Consider the following 23,488-nt stretch of genomic DNA (forward strand, 5'->3'; position numbering starts at 1 on the left):
GAATTAATCAGCTTGCAGGCTTATTTCATAACCCGAGCGTGTGTCAGCAATATCCAGGTTATACAATGACCCCAACATAGCTAACGTCTGTGCCGTTTCTTCCAATTTAAATCGCCCTGCAACACGTCGATTTCCTACAGCACTGTCCACCGGCAATATGGGTTTTTCCGCATACCGGTTTAGCCGTTCAAATAAATAATTCAGAGACTCATCTTCGACTTCAATCCATCCGGTGCGCCAGTCTACCCGCTGTGCCAGATCAACCTTCTCCACAGGCCCCGCCACCCCGTTTTCGATAGTCAGTTGCTCGCCCGCCTTGAGTAAAAGCGGCGCACTGTCTGCATTACCGCGCACTTCAACAATACCTTCGTGCACAACCACATCAACCCGTTGTTCCTGCCGGTCAATGTTAAACGCTGTACCCACGGCTGTTACTGAAGATAAACCGACTTTTACAACAAAAGGCCGGCTGCGGTCTTTAGCTACATCAAAATACCCCTGGCCCTTTTTCAGGTTTAAATAACGCGTATCATCCGAAAATAACACGGCTAATTCACTGGTGGGCTGCAATTGCACCTCACTTCCATCGCTTAACGCTTCATGCGCGGCGGTCAGCAATTGTGGTGAAGGTGCAACTGTTTCCCCCCGATAACCAGGCCAGATAATCGCTATAGCCAGCAATGACGCTGCAACGGCACTCCCCCATGTTACCAGAGTACGTTTTCGTGATGGGTGTGACGCTTTTTTCGCGGAAAGAAAGGCGGCTTGCAGGGTCGGGTCTTCCCATGTAGCGATCATTTTTTCAAGCGTTGCCCTGTGTAACTCACTTTTTTCTAACCAGCGCACGAACCGGTGCCGGTTTAATGCATCCAGTTCACCGTCGGCAAGGCGGTCAATCCATTCCCCTGCTTCCAGATAGACTTGTTCCTGTTGATTTGCCACTACTTACCCGCCTTATCCAGTTGCAGTTGGATGTCTGCCATTGCCCGTGAAATATGCTTTGTCACAGCTTCAGCGGAGATATTCAGACGCGCTGCAATGTCTTGCCGGCTTTGACCTTCAATACGCCGCATCTCGAAAACCCGCCTGCGTTGTTCCGGCATAGCGTTAATCACCTCAGCAATAAGCTCTATCCGCTGCTGCGTTTCAAGATAGAGTTCGGGGTTCTGCCGGTAACAGTGCTGCTCTTCAATGTCACACGTTTCGTGTGTCCGGCGCTTCGCCAGCAGGTTACGGGCAACACGGAATGCATAAGCAAGAGGATTATCAATGACCGATGCACGGGACTGCTCTAACACGCGGGCAATGGACTCCTGATAAACGTCCGCCGCTTCTTCGCTGTTTACGGAATGCCTGTGCAAGTATTGCTTAAGCACTTTGGAATTGATCAGTGCTTGCAACGAAGGACTGGAGGCTTTATCTGACATATGCAGCGATGGTACGACTAAATGAATTGGTTGATCACTTATCATCGCATGCGCCGGTGACAGATTCATTGCAGCGGAACGGCAGTCCATTATCAGCATACTGAATATAAACCGGATTACTGTAGAACCACAGGTCATCCCAGGGGTTTTCTCCCGCCGGATCAACTTCCGGTTCCAGTTCATCTTTTACATTTGTGCCGCGAACACGTACATAGGCACTGCCTTTGGGGGCAGGCATCTGAAATTGCACAACCTTATACGCGCCCTGCTGTTCCCAGTCTTGCGGGTAAAATCGCCGGACCACGCGGGTTGGCGCGCTGTCTGTTTCAGGGTACGTGCCCACAACCTCACCAAAAATGACATCGAGGCGTGCGACGGCAGGAAACTGGTGATTAAAGTTAGCGCTTTGCGGATCGTGAAACGCAACCGTAACGGTAACAGGTTCCCCGCCGTGCAGATTCAGCATCTCTCCCATATCTGCCCGCATCTTCCCCTGGCGGATACTGACGTAAAGTTCGTCAATTAAGTCACCTGTGGTAATAAATACATTGCCTCCCCGTATGCCCGCTAACACGCTGTCGTAGTCACGGGTGGCCCGTACATAGGTTTTGGCGTATTCGCCTGGCCAGAAATCAGTGCGACCTTCGGTGTAATGCGCATGGCTATCAGACACCGCTGTTACCGTCCACCTGCGGCCCTCTGCCAACAGCTTATCCCAAACACCGCCAACGATAGCCGACATTTGGTCGGTGCCACCATGTGTGGGGTAGCCGAAATATTCTGCACGAGGCGCGTCCGGATCATTCGAGCCGTCAGGGTTTATGGTGGCGGCCTGATGGCCGGGAATAGCCGTCATGCCGGTTACCACATCCGGTGCCGTGTCCTGCCACTCGCGCATTCTCTGCGGAGTAATTTTTTGATATTCATTCAATCCGGTAGCTTTCCGGGCAGGATGATTCACTGTCAGGACCGGCCGTGGCGACATATTCTGCATAGCCGTTAACGCTTCTGACATGAACGCTTGTGTATCCCTGGGAGACTCGTCCGGGTAAATTTCTCTGCGGTTATACCGGCTTTCCAGCGTAAACAGTTGATCCGCTTCCTGCTCACTTTTCGGGATAATCAATGTGCTGTGCCGCGCGCCGGGAGTGTCAAATTCCATCCCGTAAAACTGCATGATGTCCGGCACTGCTGCTCGTGAGGCAACGAGTTCCGGATAAGCCAGATTGCGGTTAATAACACTGTGATTAGGGCCGCCGTGATCGGTGGTCACCATCCAGTCCAGTTGATGAAATGCCGCCATCCTGGCGTTTAACGCCGTAAAATAATGGGCATCACCAAAGAAAATGGGTGACGGGGGATCATCATTCCAATTCCATTGCGCGCTAAACTTGCCATGAATATGATGGTCTCCGGCTAGCCAGGTCTTTCCGTCATCAGGTAAAAAATCATTGCCGGACGTATCGCCCGGCGCAACTGACACGCAGGCTGACAATACCAGTAATCCACCAGCCAATGCTGCAACCGGAACAGGCTTTAGTACCATGTAAATCTCCTTTGTAAAAACGCATACCGGGACCAGCCCGGTATGCGGCCCGGTTTAAAACTGCATAGTAGCGCCAAGCATATAAGTGCGGCCGCTGGTCGTGCTGTTGTAAGCACGATCATGAGAGTCGCTGTATAACTCCTGACGTTCGTCGGTCAGGTTTATGCCTTCAAAGCTCAGCTTAATCGTGTCGGTCAACTGATAGAATGAAGAGAAGTCGATGAATGTCGTGCCATGATAGCCTGACTCATCCTGATCACCGCTCGATGATGCGCCCGTGAGGTAGGCACTACGATAGGCAGCTGACACGCGCGCGCCCCACCCTTCCTGCTCGTAGTATATCGTGAAGTTGTAGCTGTTTTTCGACAAGCCGGTAAATGCTTTTTCCTGGTCGTTACCCGTTTCACCGTAGATATTGCGGTACAGCGCATCACCATCTGCATAAGTATAGTTTGCGATAACACCTAAGTGATCAAACGGTGCAGGCAGAAAATCCAGGTCTCGCGAAAAGGTTAACTCCACACCTTTTATTTTCGATGCATCCATATTTTCCGGGCGTTGCAAGTAAAAGAGGCTGTCAACGGTTTTGTCTGCCGGTAGTAATGCGGCAGGTAACCCTAATGAGGAATACACCACCTCACTGGTAGTATCGACAATAAAGTTGTCGATGTCTTTATAGAAGATAGCTGCTGCGGCATAACCCACCTCATCAAAATACCATTCAAGTGCCGTATCCAGGTTCAAAGATTCGAACGGCTCCAGCATGGGATTTCCCATGGTTACGCTGGTAATGGCCTCGCCTGAAGTTTGTGACACTGACGCGTTGTAACTGAGTGAGCCTAAAGACGGCCGGGTAATGTTCTTACTTGCCGCTGCGCGCCAGAGAATGTTGTCTTGCAGTTCATAAACAACATTTAAGGTTGGCAGTACGTCAGAATAAGAACGGGTGGTTTCGATAGCGACTCCGGAAGAAATGCCGGCGGCGGTAATATCGGTTTCGAAATAACGCAGGCCCGCGCTGACCAACAGAGGCTTACCCGCCAGTTCCGTTTCCCAACCGTATTGCACGTACATGGCCAACGTTTCTTCGGTAACGGGAGATTTATCGTTTTGCGTTAACCCGCTGTCATCAATCTGGTAGCCTGTCAGGCCATAGAAATTAAGTAACGCGTCCAGATCGCCTTGCAACCAGTTAGTGTCAGGATGCTCGTTGTATACATTAACAAGTGCATCATTTAAAGCCGTGACACCTGTATTTTGTGGCGCGATGTTTTGCGCATTACTCTGGGTTAACTGCCAGGCAGAGTTTTCGAATTTCTTGTAATTCACACCAAACTGCAATTCGCCGGTATCACCAAGGAGGTAAGTAAAGTCTACTTTTGCGGTATCAAAATCGTTGGTGATGTAGTCTTCCTGCAGGTAGATGTCTTTCATCTCATAGCCGTCGATTTGCGTCGTATCGAAATCAGGCGACGAGCTAATGCCGTAAAAGCGGTCTTGTCTGAAATCGGTTGCTATATCGACAATACGTTTCGCATGGATATTCGACTTAATCACTTCGGGCTGGTCAAAATCAGAAGAACTTGTGCCTATCACCGCAGTGGCATACAACGCCGGGGTAATCGTCCAGCCCATGGTTAATGTATACTGGTCAAACACCGATTCGTTGTAGCGTCGTGAGTTTTCATTACGCCAGGTTGCATCCTCGTACATGGCATACACCACTTCTTTCTGGCCATTGTTTTCTTCCCAGATGAGGTCAGAAACTACGCTATTGTCCTTCACGGCCGAGTGATGTTCATCAGTATTGTTTTCCAGTTCTGCGTGCATAATATCAAGCGTGAAGGAAAGCGAGTCGGAGGGTTTGTACTGAAAAGCCGCGGTTATGCCCAGCCGGTCCTGCGTGTTGTTCCAACGGGAAAAACGGTGCCCGCGGGGAAACCACAACTCTCCTGAATCTAAATCGGCTTGCAGATCTGTATTTGCCGGGTCGGCCGCTGTTTTGCCACCTTCGCGACGCCAACGGGTGGTGTTGGTACCGTATTCAGCGGTATGTCGCTGACTGTAAGCCACCGATACCAGAGCACCAAATTTGTCCCACGTATTAGAAATCAAACCTGCCATGCGCGGGTCGGTTTCTTCGCTGTTACTGTTGTAGCCGCCCCGCACAGACAAAGCGCTTTTAAAGCCATCGTAGTCAAAAGGCTTGGCGGTAAACAAACCTACCGTACCACCAATACCGCCTTCTTCCTGGTCTGCTGAGTAGGTTTTGCTGATATCAATACGGTTAAACAATTCGGAAGCAAAAACGTTGAAATCAAAGCCCCGGGTCCGGCTTACGCCACCACGGGCATCCATTGGTGAAGCTGACGTCCCCATGGCTTCCATACCATTTACCTGTACGCGGGTAAAATCAGGTCCCAGTCCGCGAAGAGAGATTTGACGACCCTCGCCACCCTCACGGGTAATAGTCACCCCCGGAACCCGCTGTAGCGAATCAGCAAGGTTGAGGTCAGGAAAATCTGCAATATCCTCGGCTAGAATGGTATCGCGGGAGATAATTGCATCTTTCTTTAAGTCTTTTGCCTGAATCAACGAGCGACGAAATGATGTGACTTCAATCACTTCAAGAGAATCGTCTGCGGCGGGGGCCTGCTGCGCCATGGCTGGCTTCATGCCCGTTAAACCCGACAGTACACTTAACGCAAGTGTGGTTTTCATAAATCGGTTTTTCATGTGTGTTCCTAAATGTGCAAAGTAAAAGTGAACGTACCGGTGCGCGCGGGTAACACATGTAATGAGTCAACAGATGAAAAAAGCAGACAGTTTTTTTGATGAAGGTTTTGTGACGGTGAGAGTTTATCGGGTCAGGGTTATTTAATCAGCTCCCCGCTTGACTTCCCTCCGGGCTCTACTACTTTTCTAATATAACGTTGTCAAAGTAACAGACCATGGATAAAGATAAGTTGTACAAGATCGGCAGCAGTCAGTTTGTGCGCCTGCCTGAGGATTTCAAATTTGAAAGCATGCTGGAATTCGATATCAACGAAACCGGCAGCACGGTATCCATTCGCCCTGCCATTCATGATCAGCGCAAGTTTACAGCGTTTCCCTGTACACGTATTTTGCCAGCGGGTGTTGCTGCGCTTTTAAATCCTTAATAAAGAACTGAGCTACCAGCGCGGCACCCAGTGTGTTCAGGTGAGTGTTGTCTTCGTTGCCGTCGGGGTAACGGGTGTACAGGCCAGGCGGAATGCGCAGGAAATATCTCACGGTGGCGGCATCCCCTTCCTGTTCGAAGAAATCACAGGTGTGTTTATTCATATCGAAGAACGCGACTTCTTCTTCCTGTGCTACTTTGCGGGCCGCATTCACATAGTCATCCAGCGTGTGCTTCAGGTTGCCCTGTTCATCAAAATGACGGCGGCAAATAGAGCTGGCAATCAGCGGTGTGGCCTTTTTATCGCGGATATCTTTGATGTAACGGTGCAGATACGCCGGATAGTCTTTCTCTGCAGAGGCATAACGGGCAGGGTCACTTTTCTTCTGATCGTTGTGGCCGAACTGGATCAGCACGTAATCCCCTTCTTTCATTTCAGATAACGCCTTTCCCCAGCGCCCTTCATCAATAAAACGTTTGGTACTGCGTCCATTGGCTGCATGATTCAGAATTTCCAGCTCAGGTGAAATAAACGCCGGTAATAACATGCCCCAGCCGCGCTCCGGGTATGCCAGGTTGGGTTTGATGGACATGGTGGAATCGCCGATGAGATGCAACGTCGTGCGGGTGGGATCCTGCGCTGCAGCGCTGAAAGCCGTTGCTGCGAAGAAGAGAGAAAGAATCAGCTTTTTCATGAAAAATCCTTATGTTAAACGAAAAAAGGCCATCATTACTGATGGCCCAAGGGACACACTACCACTGTGTTACATTCTGTAGCTCACGCCCAGAAAAAATTGTCGCCCGGTAGACTGACTGTTGATGATGCGCATGGCATCCGCATCGATGTACTCATCAATGGTTTCATCGGTCAGGTTAATACCTTCAAGGGAAACTTTTAAGTTCTCAGAAATCTTATAGCTGGTTGAGAAATCAACGTATGTAGTCGAATCCATGATGCGCCATTTGCGCTCGTCTGTGCTGCTGAGGTTAGTGTAGAACTCACCACGGTAAGCAGCCGACACGCGGGCACTGAATACATCATCTTCCCAGTACAGCGTAAAGTTAGCCGATTCATCAGACTGACCGGTCAGCGGGCCGGTGCGGTCTGCGCCGTAAGTCACTTCAGAATCAACCAGTGTCAGGTTAGCCAGCACACCGAATTTCTGCATCCACTCAGGACCTGGCAGGAAGGTCAGCGGCTGCTGATACTGAATTTCAAAACCGCTCAGGTCGCCACCGGTACCGTTAACAGTACGGCGAACCTCAAAGGTTTCATCAATCAGGTTGTCGCGCTCTGCCCCCAGTAATGACTCTGGTAAGCCGGTTTCCGCCCAGCTCAGGAACTGCGTTTCTGAGGTCGGGAACGACTCGATATCTTTGACGAAATACGCCAGTGATAGCAATGCGCCTTCGTCGAAGTACCATTCAACAGCAAAGTCGGTGGCATCAGCACGGAAAGGCTCGATGTAAGGGTTACCGTACGACACGCGGTAGTCACCGAAAATCGATACGCTGCCGCCCGGGCTTAACGTACCCAGATTCGGACGGGACATTACTTTCGCCCAGCTTGCACGCAGAATTAACTCGTCGGTCATTTCCAGCGCCAGGTTCACAGACGGTAATGTGTCTGTGTAATCGTGCTCAACCGTCACTTCCTCAGTACCGTTGATGATACCGGTAGATTCCAGGTTGGTTTTTACGTGACGCACACCGGCGTTACCACGCAGCACCTTGTCACCCACTTCCGTATTGAAATCGGCCTGAGCGTAAATACCGGTGCTGTCTTCTGTTACGGCGCGGGTATCACCCGGACGCACGTTGTAAGGCCAGCAACCGCTGTCTACAAAGTTGTTGATCTTGTCGCCGTCAGCCATAAAGAAGCTCTGGCCACCGAAAGAGACCACTTCACCGTCTGCGTCTGTGACTACGTTACTGATCCCGCAGGCGCTGCCGTCGACTGTGCCGTCTGCTTCATCACGGGAAGCAAAAGACGCATCTGCACGCACACCGGCAATTTCATAGCCATATTCACGCCAGGTGACACCACCGCTCAGCGTCACTTCATCATTCAGCAGATAGTTCAAATCCAGACGGGCTGTGTCTGTAGATGCTTCGGCATCATAAATACGGTCACGGAATTCAGACACTTCCCAGTTCGCCGGATTCGCCGTATCGAAGCTGTAGCCGATAGACGGAGACAGCATATCTGAGAAGTCATAGCTTACTGCTGAGCTCGCTTCTGCGTATTCCAGCATCTTACGCTCATCGTTATCGCTGAAGTGCTCGTAAATAACCGTAGATTCACGGTTATCCAGCGTCGACTGTGACGTACCGGCCAGGAAGCTCATGCTCAGTTCATCAGTAAAGTGATGATCGATGTTCACACTGAACTGGGTAAATTCAGATTCCCACTCAGCCACAAAGTACTCCGAACGTACATCAACATCAGCAATGGTTGCGGCGTACATGGTGTTGTTGCCGTCAATCTGATAGGCGGTCACGTCTGATTGCTGGACACCGGTGGCACCGGTACGCGCAAGAGAAATCGCTTCCATGAACGGCTCGTCACGGCGTGAATCAATGTTTGCATACAGGGCATCAATTGAAATCAGTGTGTCGTCAGAAGGTACAAACTGTAAAGCTGCAGTTAAACCAACGCGGTCCTGATCGTGCGTTTTATCAGCAAAGCGCGGGAAACGGGGGTGCCATGCACTGCTGACGGCAGCCACATCGGCTTCTGAATCACAGGCTGAACACGCACCGAAGGTGTCATCTTCCCAGCGGCCTGTGTCTGAACCGGCGTTATTGACGATACGTTGCGACAAGGAAGCCGAGAACAGCACACCGAAGGAGTCATCTTCGTTGGTCCATGATGCCAGACCGGATAAGCGCGGAGTCAGTTCTGAAGACTGGTCGTTATACGAACCCTGTGCGTTTACTGCCACAACATCTTCATTAAAATCGAAAGGACGACCGGTACGCAGAGATACCGTTGCTCCTAAGGAACCCTCATCTAATTTTGCCGAGGTAGTTTTATGCACACTTAACTGATTAAACAGTTCAGAGGCGAATACGTTAAAGTCGAAACCACGGCTGGTTCGTACACCGCCGGTACCGGCAGCCAGCGACTGGGCCTGCATGCCATTTAACTGCACACGGGTGAACGTTGAGTTCAGGCCGCGTACGGTGATTTCCCGGCCTTCACCGGCTTCACGGGTAATCGCTACGCCCGGCAAACGCTGCAGCGCTTCCGCCAGGTTCTGATCAGGGAAGTCAGCAATGTCTTCTGCAAGAATGGTGTCTACGGCACCGGCTGATGACTGCTTCAGAGACAGGGCTTTCGCCAGGCTGTCTGCGTAACTGGTGGCACGAACCGAAATAACTTCAATGTCGTCATCTGCAGGCGTGGCGGGAGCTGTTTGTCCCCAGGCAGATACGGAAGTTACAATTGCGGTGGTAACGGCTAAGCTGAGTGGCGCTTTCTTAAAACCTTTGGCAAATTTCATGAGTATTCCTCACGGGTCTTTCTACGTTTTTATTTCGCTACACTTACATATCATGTTCCGTGCAGCCCGGATCCTCTCTGCCACGTTCACAGGGTTTTACCTGTCGTGGCTATTATTTTTCCATGTAAAGCTGTGGTAGATACAGAGGTCTGCCTTACATTTGTTTTACATCCTAGATCCAATTGCTACCGGTGGCAACACTTTTTGTGTATTTTTTGTAAACAACAGTTTAACTAATACTAAAGACTAAGAAACCGCCTGATATACCGCCGGGAAATTGGCTAGACCAATTGATTCATATGGAGATGGAAGCCATGTGGCGCCCTGCTTATATAGATCACAGGGGATGAATGTTAACCCTTACGCACTACCTATAACAACTTGACAACATACATCTCACCCCTCATTATGCTACCGGTAGCACGTTAAGTATTTAAATTGTTAATTTTTGGAGATCTCCATGCGTAAGTTCTTTAGTTCCGTACTGCTTATCGCGGCGGCCTGCACCGCCCCGGCCAGTGTTATGGCGGCGGATTCATCAAGTTACTTAGACAACACCCAACCCTGGTCTGTACGTATGGCCGAATCGGAAATGGTACGCTTTCCTGAAGCGTGGATGATCGACTGGGATGAAGAGCCTCAATGGGACTATGTGCATGGTCTGAACCTGCTGGCGTTCTCCAAACTGTATGAAAAAACCGGTGATCAGAAGTATTTCACCTACATCAAAAACTACTACGACCGTTTTGTGAATGAAGACGGCACCATCAATACCTACGTCCGCAGCAAGTTTAATATCGACATGATCAACCCGGGCAAAGTGCTGTTCTTCCTATACGACCAAACCGGTGATGAAAAATACAAACTGGCTGCCGACACCCTGCGCGACCAGTTGAACGACCATCCCCGCACCAGCGAAGGCGGTTTCTGGCACAAGAAGCGTTATCCGTCACAAATGTGGCTGGACGGCCTGTACATGGGCGCACCTTTCTATGCCGAATACATCATGCGTTACGGTAACCCTGAAGAACTTAACGATGTATACAAGCAGTTTGAGCTGATTGAAAAACACCTGTACAGCGACAAAACCGGTCTGCCACGTCACGGCTGGGACGAATCCCGGGATCAGAAATGGTCAGACAAAGGCACTGGTCTTTCCGCTAATCACTGGTCACGTGCATTAGGCTGGTATGCCATGGCCATTGTGGATGTACTGGAAATTGTGCCTTCACAGGATGAAAAACGTGAGTGGCTGGTATCCCGCCTGCAGAACTTTGTGGACCAGGCCGTGAAATATCAGGATGAAACCGGCGCGTGGTATCAGGTAACCGATCTTGGCGATAAGAAAGGTAACTACCTGGAAGGTTCCGGTACTGCCATGCTGACTTACGCCATTGCCAAAGCTGTGAACATGAACGTATTGCCTGAAAGCTACATGGCGTATGCGAAAAAAGGCTTTGCCGGTATGGAAGATCAGATGATTTCTGTCGACCCGGCGAACAATGTTATCAGCCTGAACAACATCTGTGCCGTAGCAGGTCTTGGCGGTAACCCGTACCGCGACGGTTCTTTCGATTACTACCTCAGCGAACCGGTACGTGCTAACGACGCCAAAGGCGTTGGCCCGTTCATTCTGGCAGCACTGGAACTGGAAAAATAATCATGGGCATTCTGCATACTCTGAAATCTCTGCCCTGCGCACCTGCGCTGGCCGTTATGGCTGCGACTGCCGCACTGGGGGGCTGTGCCGATGCGCAGTCTTCCGCAGCAAAATCGCCGGCGGTAGCCGCAAGCAGTGCTGAAGATAACGCAAACGATCCGCGGCTGTGGATTTCAGATTTGCAGAACGGTGAATACCGTAACCCTATCCTGCATATCGATTATTCTGACCCTGACGTAGTGGCGGTTAACGGCCATTACTACATGACAGCATCGAGCTTTAACGCCGCCCCCGGCCTGCCGGTGCTGCACTCTACCGATCTGGTTAACTGGGAACTCATCAACTACGCCCTGCCCCAGCAGGTACCGCTGGATGTGTTTGCCACGCCGCAGCACGGTAACGGCGTATGGGCACCGAATATCCGTTATCACGACGGTAAGTTCTGGATTTTTTACCCTGACCCCGATTTTGGCATTTATGTGACCACCGCCGCCGATCCTGCCGGTAAATGGAGCGAACCGGAATTAATTCTCGCCGGCAAAGGCCTTATCGACCCTACCCCACTATGGGATGACGACGGCAAAGCCTGGTTACTGCACGGCTGGGCAAAAAGCCGCGCCGGCTTTAACAATGTGCTCAGCTTACGGGAAATGTCCGGTGATGCCTCACAGGTAAGCGACACGTATACCCATGTGGTTGATGGCAACGCCATTGACGGTTACCGCACACTGGAAGGCCCCAAGTTTTATAAACGTAACGGCTACTATTACATTTTCGCCCCGGCCGGCGGCGTGGAGACCGGCTGGCAGTCGGTGTTCCGTTCTGACAACATCGCCGGCCCTTATACACCCCGAACCGTGATGGACCAGGGCGACACGCTCATTAACGGTCCCCATCAGGGTTCATGGATCCACACCAATAAAAACGAAGACTGGTTTATTCACTTTCAGTCCCGCAAGGCATACGGCCGCATTGTGCATTTACAGCCCATGTACTGGGAAAACGACTGGCCTGTCATCGGTGAAGATAAAGACGGTGACGGCACCGGCGAACCGGTATACCGCTGGAAGAAACCACTGGCAGACAACCCGGGCGAAGTGAAACCTCAGCCCGCGACGGATGAATTCAGTGACGAATTAGGCATTCAGTGGCAGTGGAATGCCAACTGGCAGCCTGACTGGTACAGCATCGACAAGCAGTCCGGCGTGCTTACCTTACCGGCACAGCCCAAAATCACCACCACCGGCGATAATCTCTGGTCTACACCGTCATTATTACTGCAAAAGCTGCCGGCGCTGACCTACGACGTGCGCGCTGAAATCATTCTGCAGGAAGACGGCGCACAGGCCGAAGGCGGATTGCTGCTGTTCGGTGAAGATTATGCCTGGATCGGAGTAAAACCCGTGGACGGTGAAACCCATCTTGTTTACGTGCAGTGTAAAAACGCCCGCACCGGTTGCGACGAGTCAGTACACGACTATGGCCCGGTAAATGCACTGTTCAGTGAAAATGGAACAGCAGATGACAATGCCACCACCAGAACCATCGAACTGCGCTACGTGATGGCCGGTGATGCCACGGCCATATTCAGCTACCGCGTTAACGCAGAAGCCGCCGGAAGCGGCGCGCAGAGCGCTAATGCAACACGCTTTACGGTGGTGGGCGAACAGTTTAAAGCCAGACGCGGCCGCTGGGTCGGCGCGAAAACCGGCCTGTTCAGTGTGTCTGCGGATGCAGACGCCGCAATGTCTGATGAACTGTCAGATGCAAAACAAAGCGCCCCGGCATCGCTGAAGGTGAATTACTTCAGATTTCTGCCGCGACGGAGACCTTAATCATGTTACAGGCTTTTAGGCCACAATCTGATGTCAGCACACGGCTTCGCCGCCTCACAGCCGCAGCCCTGTGTGCGATTTGTGCCGCCGGCAGCGTGCCGGTGAGCGCCAAAGATTATCCCGTGGACGACAGCTACAGCATTTCCCAGCGCTTCTATGCCTACCGGGATGAACATCCCGAGCTGAAAGAGCCGGTACTCTACTTCACTGAAGGTCAGCAGGTGTTATTCGACCGCCGTTATAAAGTGGCAGATGGCCGTGAACTGCATCTGGATGTGTTTTTGCCCGCCGCAGACAAAGCTAATGACCAGGCAATCATGTTCATTCACGGTGGCGGCTGGCGTTCAGGCAATAAAAGCCATTTCTACCCGCTGGCGAATTTACTGGCTCAGCAAGGTTATGTGGTGATCACGCCGGAATACCGGTTATCCATGGAAGCGCAATACCCTGCCGGGCTTGAAGACATCAATGACGCACTGGCGTTTGCAAAAGAGCATGCTGCTGCCTGGGGATTCAACCCGACCAGAATTGCCCTGGGCGGCGGCTCTTCCGGCGGTCATATGGCCGCACTCGTTGGCAATACCGCCAACACCACCCTGTTTAAGGGTGAACATTCAGCAGACGCCGTGCGCGTAAACGCTGTCGTCGACCTTGACGGCGTGCTGGATTTCACCCACCCCTTAGCCCTTGCCAGTGAAAACAAACGCAAGGACAAATCCGCTGCCGGCATGTGGTTCGGCGGCGCGTATGAAACGCTGCCGGAACGCTGGGCAGAGGCATCCACCGCCAAACATATCGATGCAGACTCGCCGCCAATGCTTATCATCAGCAGCGGCCAGATGCGCTTTACCGCCGGCAAAGACGAAGTGCTCGACAAACTCAGCAGCCACGGCATTGCCAGCAAGTATTATCAGTACGACAACAATATCCACACATTCTGGCTGTTTGAACCGTATCTCACAGAAACCGCAGAGCGGATCCACACCTTCTTAAGCCAGATAGCATCCGGAGTTAATCAATAATGGGTTTTCAAGCATCCCGACGCAACTTACTTAAATTAGCCGGCAGCAGCGCCGCCACCGCAGGTTTTCTGGGGTTATCCGGCTGCAGCAGTGTTACGCAAACCTTCACACAACCTGTAGCCACCGGCGATTTCGACTGGAACGACGATGCCCGCCGCATCCGTCAACGTATCCGTGCACCTGAATTTCCGCCGCTGCATGTCAGCATTACTGAATACGGCGCAAAGCCCGCCGGTGAAAGCAGCAGACAGGCAGATGCCACACAGGCTATCCGTGATGCCATCAGCGACGTGGCCGCACAGGGCGGCGGTACCGTTGAAGTGCCGGCAGGCGAGTTTTATACCGGACCGGTACATTTAAAATCCAACATTAATTTTTATCTGGCCAAAGGCGCGGTACTGCATTTCATTCCCGAGCCTGAGCTATACGAGCCTTATGTGTTCACCCGCTGGGAAGGCACTGAACTGATGGGCTATTCCCCGCTTATTTACGCCTTTGAAGAAACCAACGTGGCGATCACCGGCGAAGGCACACTGGAAGGCGGCGGCAGCCCGGAAAACTGGTGGCCGTGGAAAGGCAAGTGGAAAGAAGCCAAATGGGGCGATCATCCCGTGGCAAACCAGAAATACACCCGCGATGTGCTGCGTCAGATGGCCGAAGACGGCGTACCGGTGGCAGAGCGCGTGTTTGAAGAAAACTACCTGCGCCCGCCTTTCATTCAGCCTTACCGCTGTAAGAACGTGCTGATCTCCGGCGTGACTATCCGTAACTCTCCGTTCTGGCTGGTCAACCCGGTACTGTGTACCAACGTCACCGTACGTGATATTTACTGTCACAGCTATGGCCCCAATTCTGACGGCTGCGATCCGGAAAGCTGTACTGATGTACTTATCGAGAACTGTACATTCGATACAGGGGATGACTGTATTGCCATTAAGTCAGGCCGCAATGCCGATGGCCGCCGTGTGGCACAACCCTGTGAAAATATCCTCATTAACGACTGCACCATGAAAGCCGGTCATGGCGGTGTGGTAATTGGCAGTGAAATTTCCGGTGGCGTGCGTAACCTTTATGCACAGAACTGTGAAATGAGCAGCCCTGATCTCGACCGTGCCGTGCGCATTAAAACCAACTCTATCCGTGGCGGACACCTGCAAAACCTGAACTACCGTCAGTTCCGTGTGGGCCAGGTTAAAGATGCCGTAGTGATTAATTTCTTCTATGAAGAAGGCGATGTGGGTGAGTTCACACCCAAGCTGGAAGATATCACCATCGAGAACCTGTATGTGCAACATGCCGAACGGGCTTTTGTGCTGCGCGGGTACGATCACACGCCCATTACCGGCGTGTCGCTGAAAAATCTGATATTCACGAAGGTTGATAAAAAATCCATAATTGAGAATATAGATAATATCTCTCAGCAAAATATCCGTGTGAACGGAAAAACCGTGGAACTCCCTGATGTCTAGAATATGTTGTTTGTTGTTGGTCGTACTGTTAGTAGGATGCAGCAGCGAGAAGCCGGAACGCTTTTTACCTGAATCTGTCACTGCTGATGCCATTGTGGCCAATACCGCCATCGACGAAACACATTATTCATCCATACAGGAAGCCGTTAACGCCGCCCCTCAGGAGGGCGGCTGGACCATCGCTGTCGCGCCTGGGGAATATTACGAGCGCGTGGTGATAGATAAACCCGGCATCACCCTTATCGGTGCCGGTATGGATCAGACCAAAATTGTATTCGACCGCTACGCCGGCAAAGCCATTACCCGCGGCAGTGAAGAACACTGGGGCACCTCACGCAGTGCCACTGTGGAAATTACCCGCCCCGGCGTACACATTGCTAATCTCACTATCGAGAACGGCTTCGACTTTTTAACCGAAGATGCCAGAGAAAGCAGCGACCCGGCCAGAGTGTCAGGTATGCAGGCCGTCGCCCTTAAAATATCAGAATACACCGACAAAACCTTTATCGAGAATGTTGCGCTGCTCGGCTATCAGGACACCCTGTACGTGCGCGGCGGCCGCAGCTACTTCAAAGGTGGTGAAATTCGTGGCAATGTGGATTTCATTTTCGGTGACGGCAATGCCTATTTCGATACCGTCAGTATCTATTCCCGCCCCAGAGGGAAAGACATGGACATCACCGGCTACATCACTGCCCCCAGCACGCTGATTTCAGATACCTTCGGCCTGACCTTCGTAAACTGTAAATTGCTGCGTGAAGAAGGCGTACCGGACAACTCCGTGCCCCTGGGCAGACCCTGGCATCCTACCACCACCTTCGACGATGGCCGCTATGCCAACCCCTTCGCCATCGGTAAAGCCGTGTTTATCAACACCTGGATGGATGCGCACATCACCACGACCGGCTGGGCCTCCATGGGCGGTTCAACCAAAGAAGGCGGCAGAAAAGAATTCGACCCCATCAACGATGCACGCTTTGCAGAATACGGCAGCAGCGGCCCGGGCTACGCGATTAACGAGCAGCGCCCCCAGCTGACGTCAGACAAGGCAGAACTGCACTCTATGTTTAATATTCTGAATGGATGGGTGCCACTTAAATAAATAGCCAAAGTAAGATTCGCTTACAAGTTGTGAGCGAATTTTTACTCCCAATCGCGTATGGTGAGTTGTATACCTGCATTAACTCTCATCACAACTTTGATTCTCATGATTAAATACGACAAACGACTTGTCATTTTTCTGCTGTGCTTTTTAGCATCAACCGCACTGTTCTTCATTCCTATACCGAAAGACTTGAAAACAAAGGTCGGCATACAGCTACTGGATTCTTGCCACATTATCTTCTTCTGTATTTTTGCTCTTGTGTTCTATCCATTCATAAAAGGGCCGATTGCTTTGCGCATTCCAGGCTTCCTTGGTGGCGTAATGATAGTGAGTTGGGTAATCGAAACAATCCAAACATCAGTTGGCCGTTCATTCCAGTGGGACGACATACAACGCAATGTGTTAGGGGCACTGCTCGGCCTAACGCTTTATCATGTGCTGACCGGCTCAAAAAAATCGGGTTCACGGATAAGAATAACCGCATTGCTAGCGGTATGTGCAATTGTTCTGATAGAACGAAAACCCTTATACGATGCCATAATGATTTAAATAGCTAACCAACTAGACTGGCACTTTGTAATCAGTTCCTGCAGACTGTCCACCATCATAAAAAAGTAAGGAACTCACATGTCATTAAGTGTAAACAGCTACTTCGACGATAACGTTAAATCCATCGCTTTCGAATCTGCAAACGGCCCATGTACCTCTGGCGTAATGCTGCCAGGCGAGTACGTATTCAGCACCTCTAAAGATGAGCTGATGAAAGTAGTTGAAGGCGAACTGGTAGTGAAACTACCTGGTTCTGATGAATTCCAGTCTTTTAAAACCGGTACTGAGTTTAATGTAGCGGCAAATGAATCTTTCGACGTGAAAGTATCAACTACTACAGCTTATCTTTGTTTTTATAGCTAAAAACACAATTTCTAGGCGTAACGCCCGTTGCGCCTATACCCACTAAGTACTCTTCATACCAGAAACCTCGCGTTATTCTTTGAAACGCAGCCTCGAAACAAATAAACTGTCAGCAATATGGAAGTTACAGTTAGTCAGTTCAATGCAAGTCAAAACCAATGTCATCAGCAAAGTGCGCCTGCATAAACACATCATTATCGAGGATGATAAACGTGTGTTTGTTGTTGGCGATCTAGACGGCAATTTCACAAAGCTGAAATCAGAATTAGATAAAGTTGATTTCAACGCTCAGGACGATGTACTAATAAGCTTAGGCGACATCATAGATCGCGGCGAAGACAGCGCTAAACTCGTCGAATATATGCAGGAAATTAACGCCCACGTGGTGCTAGGCAATCATGAACATATGATGCTGGAAGCATTGATGGGCAGGGACAGTTACGCCATGCGCTTATGGGTGCAAAATGGCGGCAAGTGGCATCAAACAGCGGACTTCCAAACGCTGGTAAGTATGTGCAAATGGTTCCTGCAGCAGCAGCTCGCAATAACTATTGATTATCAGGGAAAGAAGATCGGCATTTCACATTCCCTGCCCCCAACCTGGAGTTGGGAGCACATGCCAAAAAGCACTGAAGCCTGCGTGTTCCCGCTGATGTGGGATAGAGAAAGATTTAATAAAAAAATAAACAAAGTAAATCACGGTGTGGACTATTCGATTCATGGACATAATTCAACGCCAGAACCGATTTGGATAGGTAACTCTTTACATATTGATACTAGTTTTTATGGATTAATAACCTGTATAAAATTAAGTTCAATAGAAATCAGTTAAAAAAAACTTCAATTTAAGATAGATCTATCATGAAAATGAGAACTAAATCAATTATTTCTCTCACTCTGTTGCTATTACTGATATTTAAAGCTAATGCAGCTGAAATTATAAAAGCGAAAAAATACGACATCACAATAGGTTATTATAATATAAGCCCCGAGAGCAAAAATGCAAGAAAGATAGCATTTACAGAGATTCTTTCAAACGACAAAGCAAATATAGTAGTTTTGGACTTAGAAAGGAATAAAGTTGAGTACAGAAAACCTATCGAGCTCTATGAAAATCATAATGGAGCGAAAGTTATTTGGATAGACGAAAACCACGTCGCTTATATGAATGGGTGGCGAACTTTAGAAATTTTAAATTTAAAAAAAAATAAAACAATAAAATATGTAAACTTCATTTTAGGACAATCATCAAATACAGAAGAAGTCCTTGCGTACAGAAATGGGATAAAAGGTGGAATATACTTTCTAAATAAGAGTAAAGAGTTAGTAAAAGAAGTCTTAACATGGCAGAAAATAGAAAAAGAATATTTAAGAAAGTCACCTTTAACTAATAAATGGAAATTACAGAAAATATATCATCCAGAAATAGACTATGAAAGAAACTTAATAGCCACACGAATCGATGTAGGCACCAATAAAAAAACAATTGAAAAACTCATAGTATCATTTGATCTGAATGAAGATAAAACATTTGTGTTTACTCCTTTACCGTTGCATTACACTTTGAAAAACGGAAACTTATTAGGATTTAACCGAGTAAAACCTAAAAATACGCTTGTAAAATGGGATATAAATGGGACAGCTTTACAAGCCTATCCAATAACAGGTAATCACTTGGCGGTATCGAAAAGCGGGCGATATTTTGCATACGAAAATTATTATGATTCATCACCTGTAAAACTAAAGCTGTATGATACTTTGACTAAGAAAGAATATGAAGTGTATGAAACAACTAACATTGAAAAAGTTTGGAAAGAAAGGTTTCATGTTAATCCAGCTTTCAATACTAATGAAACAAAATTATATTATAATTGTGCAAGCAAATATCTAAACGAGATTTGTATAAGCGAAATTAAAGAAATAACTAAAAAATGATTATAGGTAACGGAAGTATTAAAAAAAGCGAAATAATTACAATATTTACTTTATTGTTAATAATCGCCAGTGGACTTAGCCAAGGAATTTCTATACTACTCCTTTCGCTAACAACATATTTATTCTTAAATAAAAACGGGTCTTTTTATTACAATAAAAGCTTCAATATATTTATATATTTTATAATCGCATCTATATTTATTGGAATTCTAAATCACTCGCAGAAGCAATTATTTTTCGAAGAGATTTTAAGGACGACATTACTCTTAGTATTCCTAGTCTGTGTATATAACTATATAGATGACGAGCAAAAAGAAAAAATAATTTCAATTATTTCGATACTTATTATTTTCAGCTTTTTGCTTTTCCCATACCTTCAGCATCACGGAAGATTTAAATCATTTTTTCTTCACCCAAATCATTTAGCCTATGTAGCAAATATAATAATCTATTATTATTTGATTGTAAGTAATAACAGTCACAAGAAAGTTATGACAGTAGCAATGATATTTATCTTGCTGATGACGAAATCATCTGGCGGAATTTTATGCTTATCTGTTTTACTTTCAATATTTTTCTATAGCAAAAATAAACTAATATTTATTCTATTTGGTTGTTTCACCACTCTAATTATGTTGTTTGGAAATGATATACCAGTAATAAAAGTTATATTTGATAAATTTAACTCTGTTGATGTAAACAACTTGGAAAATAAAATTGAAAAACTTAGTTTCGGAAATGATTCTTCGTTAGTTTGGCGCGTAACATACTGGGGCGCATTGTTAAATCAATTTTTAGGGTTAGATTTTTATGAAAAAATGTGGGGATTGGGTTACGGTACAATGTCACATGGAAATTACTACTACTACTGGATGTACACTGATCCACACAACGATTATGTAAGAAAACTAATGGAAACTGGAATAGCTGGACTAACCTTACTCTTGTTCTTCTGGATAGTGTTCGCAGTAAAATCTAATTATAAACTGTATTCTATCCCATTACTTTTTGTTCCCATGCTCGTTGGAAATATGATTGTTAACATACCGTTTTTATTACTCTTAATACTGCTCGGATTCAACAGAAATGAAATCAAAAGATAGATCTACATTAGTACTTTTACCAGGCTTTAGAAAATGCGGAACAACAACTATTTACGATTTCTTAGCGAATACTGGAGCATTTAATTTACCAAACGTAAAAGAGCCTCAAACGATAGTATCTCAGAGAGGTGAATTTGATAGCTTAAGAGACTACACTAAGATATTTCATTCAAATGAATCTGAATATTATCTAGATGGTTCGACGTTGACAATGAGTGACATTGAATCAATAGTTAAGATTTCTGAATTGTTCGACTACGTTAAAATAATTTTATGCTTAAGAGATCCTGCAAAAAGATTTTTTTCGGCGTATAACCATCATAGCGGAAAAAGCCCATCTAGAGAAAATAGAAGCCTAGATGAAATAATAGGAAAACTGGAAAATCAAAAAGGTAAACGAACTGATTCAGTTGTTGGCTTATCAAATTATTGCATTCAATATTATGGAAAAGACTATATAAGAAGTGTTAACGAAATTGACATGGACTTTCTACCAAAAGATCCGTTATACGCTTATAAATATTATGAGGAGGGCATATATTCAGTAAAGATAAAAAAACTGAAAGAATGTAATCTAGATTTTACAATAGTTTATTTTGAAGATATTGTAAGAAACCCGACAAAAGTAATATCAGAATTAGAAGTTTTTTTAAATTTGGAATTCAATACTAAGAGTTTTGAAGAAATTAGTAACAGCAACAAAGGTTATGATAGGAGTAATATTCCAGTTGCTATACAGAGCATCGGTAAATCAATAAGCAGTGTCCTACCTCAAAAATACAAAGATAAGTTAAAAGATATTGTTTTTAAGTCCCATGAAAAGCCGACTCAGGAAAATATGCTGCGTGTAGAAGAGTTATATACGGAAGAATTAAAGCGTTATTATGATAGAAACTACTAGCAGGCTATTGGAGACAAAATGGAACGTATAAACGGATTAGACTTCTGCAGAGCCTTTTTTATGTTGCTGGGTATAACTTTACATTCCAGCAGGATTTATGATGTTGAGCAGGATTGGAGGGTAGTTTCAAAAATAACTTCAGTCCCACTCACATTTTTATCTGACTTTATACATCTCTTTAGAATGGAATCATTTTATATAATATCTGGTTTTTTCTTTTTGATGCTACTCGAAAAAAAACGTGAAAAATTTCTAACAAATAGAATTGAGAGAGCTTTGATGCCAATGTTATTTTGTGGTATCACTTTAAATTCAATTATGAATTATTATAGCGAAAACTTTCATTTTGATAATACTTTAAATTACGTTTTATGGGGTAGTTGGCTCGGCCATTTATGGTTCTTAGGAAATTTGATCATTTATTTCTTGATTGCGAATTATGCAGTCTACAAAATTATAGACTTATTTAGCAAATTGAAATTAGTTACATTAGGTTATTGCATCATTCCAATAGTTAGTATACCGCTGTTTATAATCGGTAAACTGTTGCTAAATTTCAACTTTATCTTCGTTAATGTAGCTACGCTAGGCTACTATTTTTGTTATTTTATTTTCGGCTCAATTTGTTTTGTTAAAAAGAAAGAATTCTTTGACTTTATGAATAGTAAATTACCGGTAATTATTGGCATACCTTCAATTATTATTTTTATTGCATTTACCTATACAGATATTTATAGCGAAAATTTTGGCAAAGTAATTAAGTTATTTTTTTCCGCACCGCTAACTTTCTTGATGATTTCTTTAGTTTATCGTATAGGCGAACACATAAAAAATATGCGGCTAATTTCTGAATCAAGTTACAGTATATATCTTTTACATCAACCTCTTATAATTGTTCTTTACTTATACTTTTTTGAGAGTTTAACTAGCCCTTTTTTATCAGTAATAGCATTGACGGCTATGACATTTATAATTTGTTTTTCTGTACACTTTTTAGTGATTAAAAAATCTAGAATCCTTAAATACTGTTTCAACGGTGTTCGGTAATATAAAGATGAAATATATAGTATCTACATTACTTTTACTTTTATTCGGTTGTGCAGAATCTCATGATGTAAAGATATTAGCAATCGGCAATAGCTTCACAGATAATTCTGTGCATTACATTGAAGATATTTCTCAGATTGATGGGAGGTACAAGTTCGACATAGAATATGCTTTGATGGGTTCGGGTTCACTTAAAGATCATGTAGAAGCTATTGATGAAAAATGTGCATACTCTTGGAGAGGCCAAAGTTGCACAAATCTTCGAATTTTGCTAAAAAGACAACACTGGGATTTTATAACCATCCAACAAGTAAGTTTTCAGAGCACCGATTTCTCAACTTTCGAGCCTTATGCAACAAAGCTAATTTCCTTTATTAGATCAATCAGGCCGGATTCTGAGATTGTAATTAACGAAACTTGGGCATATAGGTCAGATTTTTTTTTCCCAGAAAAATCAGATCAAAAAAAAATGTACCATGAACTAAAAAATGCCTACTCGTTATTATCAGAAAAACACAACCTCAGGATAATTCCAGTAGGTACTGGCTTTCAAATTATGCGTGAAAAACTCCCATTTGTTGCCTTAAATGAATCAGCATCAGATCAACAAAAATTGAGAGAACAGGAAAACTCTCTTATTAAAGGTTATTACGTTGAAAACAATATATTGAAGTTTGATGGTCATCATGCAAACCAAAATGGCTCATTCCTCGCTAGTTTGATTTGGTACAAATTTTTTTCTGGCAAACATGAGGACATTCTTAAAGGTGATATTTCTTTTATAAATAGAAAAAATATAGAATTATTTGATCAAGTTTCAACTGAAGCGCTGAAAAATTAATACAGCGAATGATCTAATC

Annotated in this window: 20 protein-coding genes; 13 read left to right on the plus strand and 7 right to left on the minus strand. The window is 46.4% G+C overall.

All coding sequences use genetic code 11. The features are described 5' to 3' along the window. Nucleotides 1–3 precede the first annotated feature (3 nt). The 7 genes from ACXAG2_RS09535 to ACXAG2_RS09565 all read right to left on the minus strand — a co-directional run bounded on the left by ACXAG2_RS09535 (nt 4) and on the right by ACXAG2_RS09565 (nt 9,639). Entirely contained in the window at nt 4–942 is a 939-nt protein-coding gene (locus ACXAG2_RS09535; RefSeq protein WP_474866332.1) for a FecR family protein, read from the minus strand. Beyond that, nucleotides 942–1,472: an RNA polymerase sigma factor gene (locus ACXAG2_RS09540; RefSeq protein WP_474866334.1), complete on the minus strand. Its 531-nt coding sequence runs from the start codon at nt 1,470–1,472 to the stop codon at nt 942–944. The genes ACXAG2_RS09535 and ACXAG2_RS09540 overlap by 1 nt, the downstream gene beginning before the upstream one ends. Further along, nucleotides 1,462–2,973 (minus strand): CehA/McbA family metallohydrolase domain-containing protein, encoded by a 1,512-nt coding sequence (locus tag ACXAG2_RS09545; RefSeq protein WP_474866337.1) that lies wholly within the window; start codon nt 2,971–2,973, stop codon nt 1,462–1,464. The genes ACXAG2_RS09540 and ACXAG2_RS09545 overlap by 11 nt, the downstream gene beginning before the upstream one ends. A gap of 54 nt (nt 2,974–3,027) precedes the next feature. After that, a complete protein-coding gene (locus ACXAG2_RS09550; RefSeq protein ID WP_474866340.1) occupies nt 3,028–5,709 on the minus strand; it encodes a TonB-dependent receptor in 2,682 nt (893 codons plus the stop codon). A 200-nt stretch (nt 5,710–5,909) separates the two neighbouring features. Then, the gene (locus tag ACXAG2_RS09555) at nt 5,910–6,059 is read right to left on the minus strand and encodes a hypothetical protein (protein WP_474866343.1); all 150 of its coding nucleotides are present in this window, start codon (nt 6,057–6,059) and stop codon (nt 5,910–5,912) included. A 13-nt stretch (nt 6,060–6,072) separates the two neighbouring features. Next, nucleotides 6,073–6,828, minus strand: coding sequence for a rhamnogalacturonan acetylesterase (locus ACXAG2_RS09560; RefSeq protein ID WP_474866346.1), 756 nt, complete (start codon nt 6,826–6,828; stop codon nt 6,073–6,075). A gap of 69 nt (nt 6,829–6,897) precedes the next feature. Then, nucleotides 6,898–9,639: a TonB-dependent receptor gene (locus ACXAG2_RS09565; RefSeq protein ID WP_474866348.1), complete on the minus strand. Its 2,742-nt coding sequence runs from the start codon at nt 9,637–9,639 to the stop codon at nt 6,898–6,900. Nucleotides 9,640–10,099: 460 nt separating this feature from the next. On the opposite strand from ACXAG2_RS09565, the gene ACXAG2_RS09570 reads away from it, so the two are divergent. The 13 genes from ACXAG2_RS09570 to ACXAG2_RS09630 all read left to right on the plus strand — a co-directional run bounded on the left by ACXAG2_RS09570 (nt 10,100) and on the right by ACXAG2_RS09630 (nt 23,469). Further along, the gene (locus ACXAG2_RS09570; RefSeq protein ID WP_474866351.1) at nt 10,100–11,299 is read left to right on the plus strand and encodes a glycoside hydrolase family 88/105 protein; all 1,200 of its coding nucleotides are present in this window, start codon (nt 10,100–10,102) and stop codon (nt 11,297–11,299) included. Between the two features lie 2 nt (nt 11,300–11,301). Next, a complete protein-coding gene (locus ACXAG2_RS09575; protein WP_474866354.1) occupies nt 11,302–13,134 on the plus strand; it encodes a glycoside hydrolase family 43 protein in 1,833 nt (610 codons plus the stop codon). A gap of 2 nt (nt 13,135–13,136) precedes the next feature. Then, complete coding sequence (locus ACXAG2_RS09580) at nt 13,137–14,156, plus strand: alpha/beta hydrolase fold domain-containing protein (protein WP_474866357.1); 1,020 nt, start codon at nt 13,137–13,139, stop codon at nt 14,154–14,156. Then, entirely contained in the window at nt 14,156–15,625 is a 1,470-nt protein-coding gene (locus tag ACXAG2_RS09585; protein ID WP_474866360.1) for a glycoside hydrolase family 28 protein, read from the plus strand. The genes ACXAG2_RS09580 and ACXAG2_RS09585 overlap by 1 nt, the downstream gene beginning before the upstream one ends. Beyond that, nucleotides 15,618–16,727 (plus strand): pectinesterase family protein, encoded by a 1,110-nt coding sequence (locus ACXAG2_RS09590; RefSeq protein WP_474866362.1) that lies wholly within the window; start codon nt 15,618–15,620, stop codon nt 16,725–16,727. The genes ACXAG2_RS09585 and ACXAG2_RS09590 overlap by 8 nt, the downstream gene beginning before the upstream one ends. A gap of 105 nt (nt 16,728–16,832) precedes the next feature. Further along, nucleotides 16,833–17,279: a VanZ family protein gene (locus ACXAG2_RS09595; protein ID WP_474866365.1), complete on the plus strand. Its 447-nt coding sequence runs from the start codon at nt 16,833–16,835 to the stop codon at nt 17,277–17,279. Between the two features lie 78 nt (nt 17,280–17,357). Beyond that, nucleotides 17,358–17,642 (plus strand): pyrimidine/purine nucleoside phosphorylase, encoded by a 285-nt coding sequence (ppnP, locus tag ACXAG2_RS09600; RefSeq protein ID WP_474866368.1) that lies wholly within the window; start codon nt 17,358–17,360, stop codon nt 17,640–17,642. Nucleotides 17,643–17,784: 142 nt separating this feature from the next. After that, nucleotides 17,785–18,474: a metallophosphoesterase gene (locus tag ACXAG2_RS09605; protein ID WP_474866370.1), complete on the plus strand. Its 690-nt coding sequence runs from the start codon at nt 17,785–17,787 to the stop codon at nt 18,472–18,474. 29 nt (nt 18,475–18,503) lie between these two features. Further along, nucleotides 18,504–19,577, plus strand: coding sequence for a hypothetical protein (locus tag ACXAG2_RS09610; protein WP_474866373.1), 1,074 nt, complete (start codon nt 18,504–18,506; stop codon nt 19,575–19,577). Beyond that, complete coding sequence (locus ACXAG2_RS09615) at nt 19,574–20,680, plus strand: O-antigen ligase family protein (protein ID WP_474866376.1); 1,107 nt, start codon at nt 19,574–19,576, stop codon at nt 20,678–20,680. Before ACXAG2_RS09610 ends, ACXAG2_RS09615 begins: the two co-directional genes overlap by 4 nt. Next, nucleotides 20,664–21,581 carry a sulfotransferase domain-containing protein gene (locus tag ACXAG2_RS09620; protein WP_474866379.1) on the plus strand — a complete coding sequence of 306 codons (918 nt, stop codon included), beginning with the start codon at nt 20,664–20,666 and terminating at the stop codon, nt 21,579–21,581. The genes ACXAG2_RS09615 and ACXAG2_RS09620 overlap by 17 nt, the downstream gene beginning before the upstream one ends. Nucleotides 21,582–21,599: 18 nt before the next feature. Further along, entirely contained in the window at nt 21,600–22,628 is a 1,029-nt protein-coding gene (locus ACXAG2_RS09625; protein ID WP_474866381.1) for an acyltransferase family protein, read from the plus strand. Between the two features lie 7 nt (nt 22,629–22,635). Then, a complete protein-coding gene (locus tag ACXAG2_RS09630) occupies nt 22,636–23,469 on the plus strand; it encodes a DUF4886 domain-containing protein (RefSeq protein WP_474866383.1) in 834 nt (277 codons plus the stop codon). Nucleotides 23,470–23,488: the final 19 nt, after the last annotated feature.

It is taken from the genome of Alteromonas sp. ABH4_456, assembly GCF_056160645.1.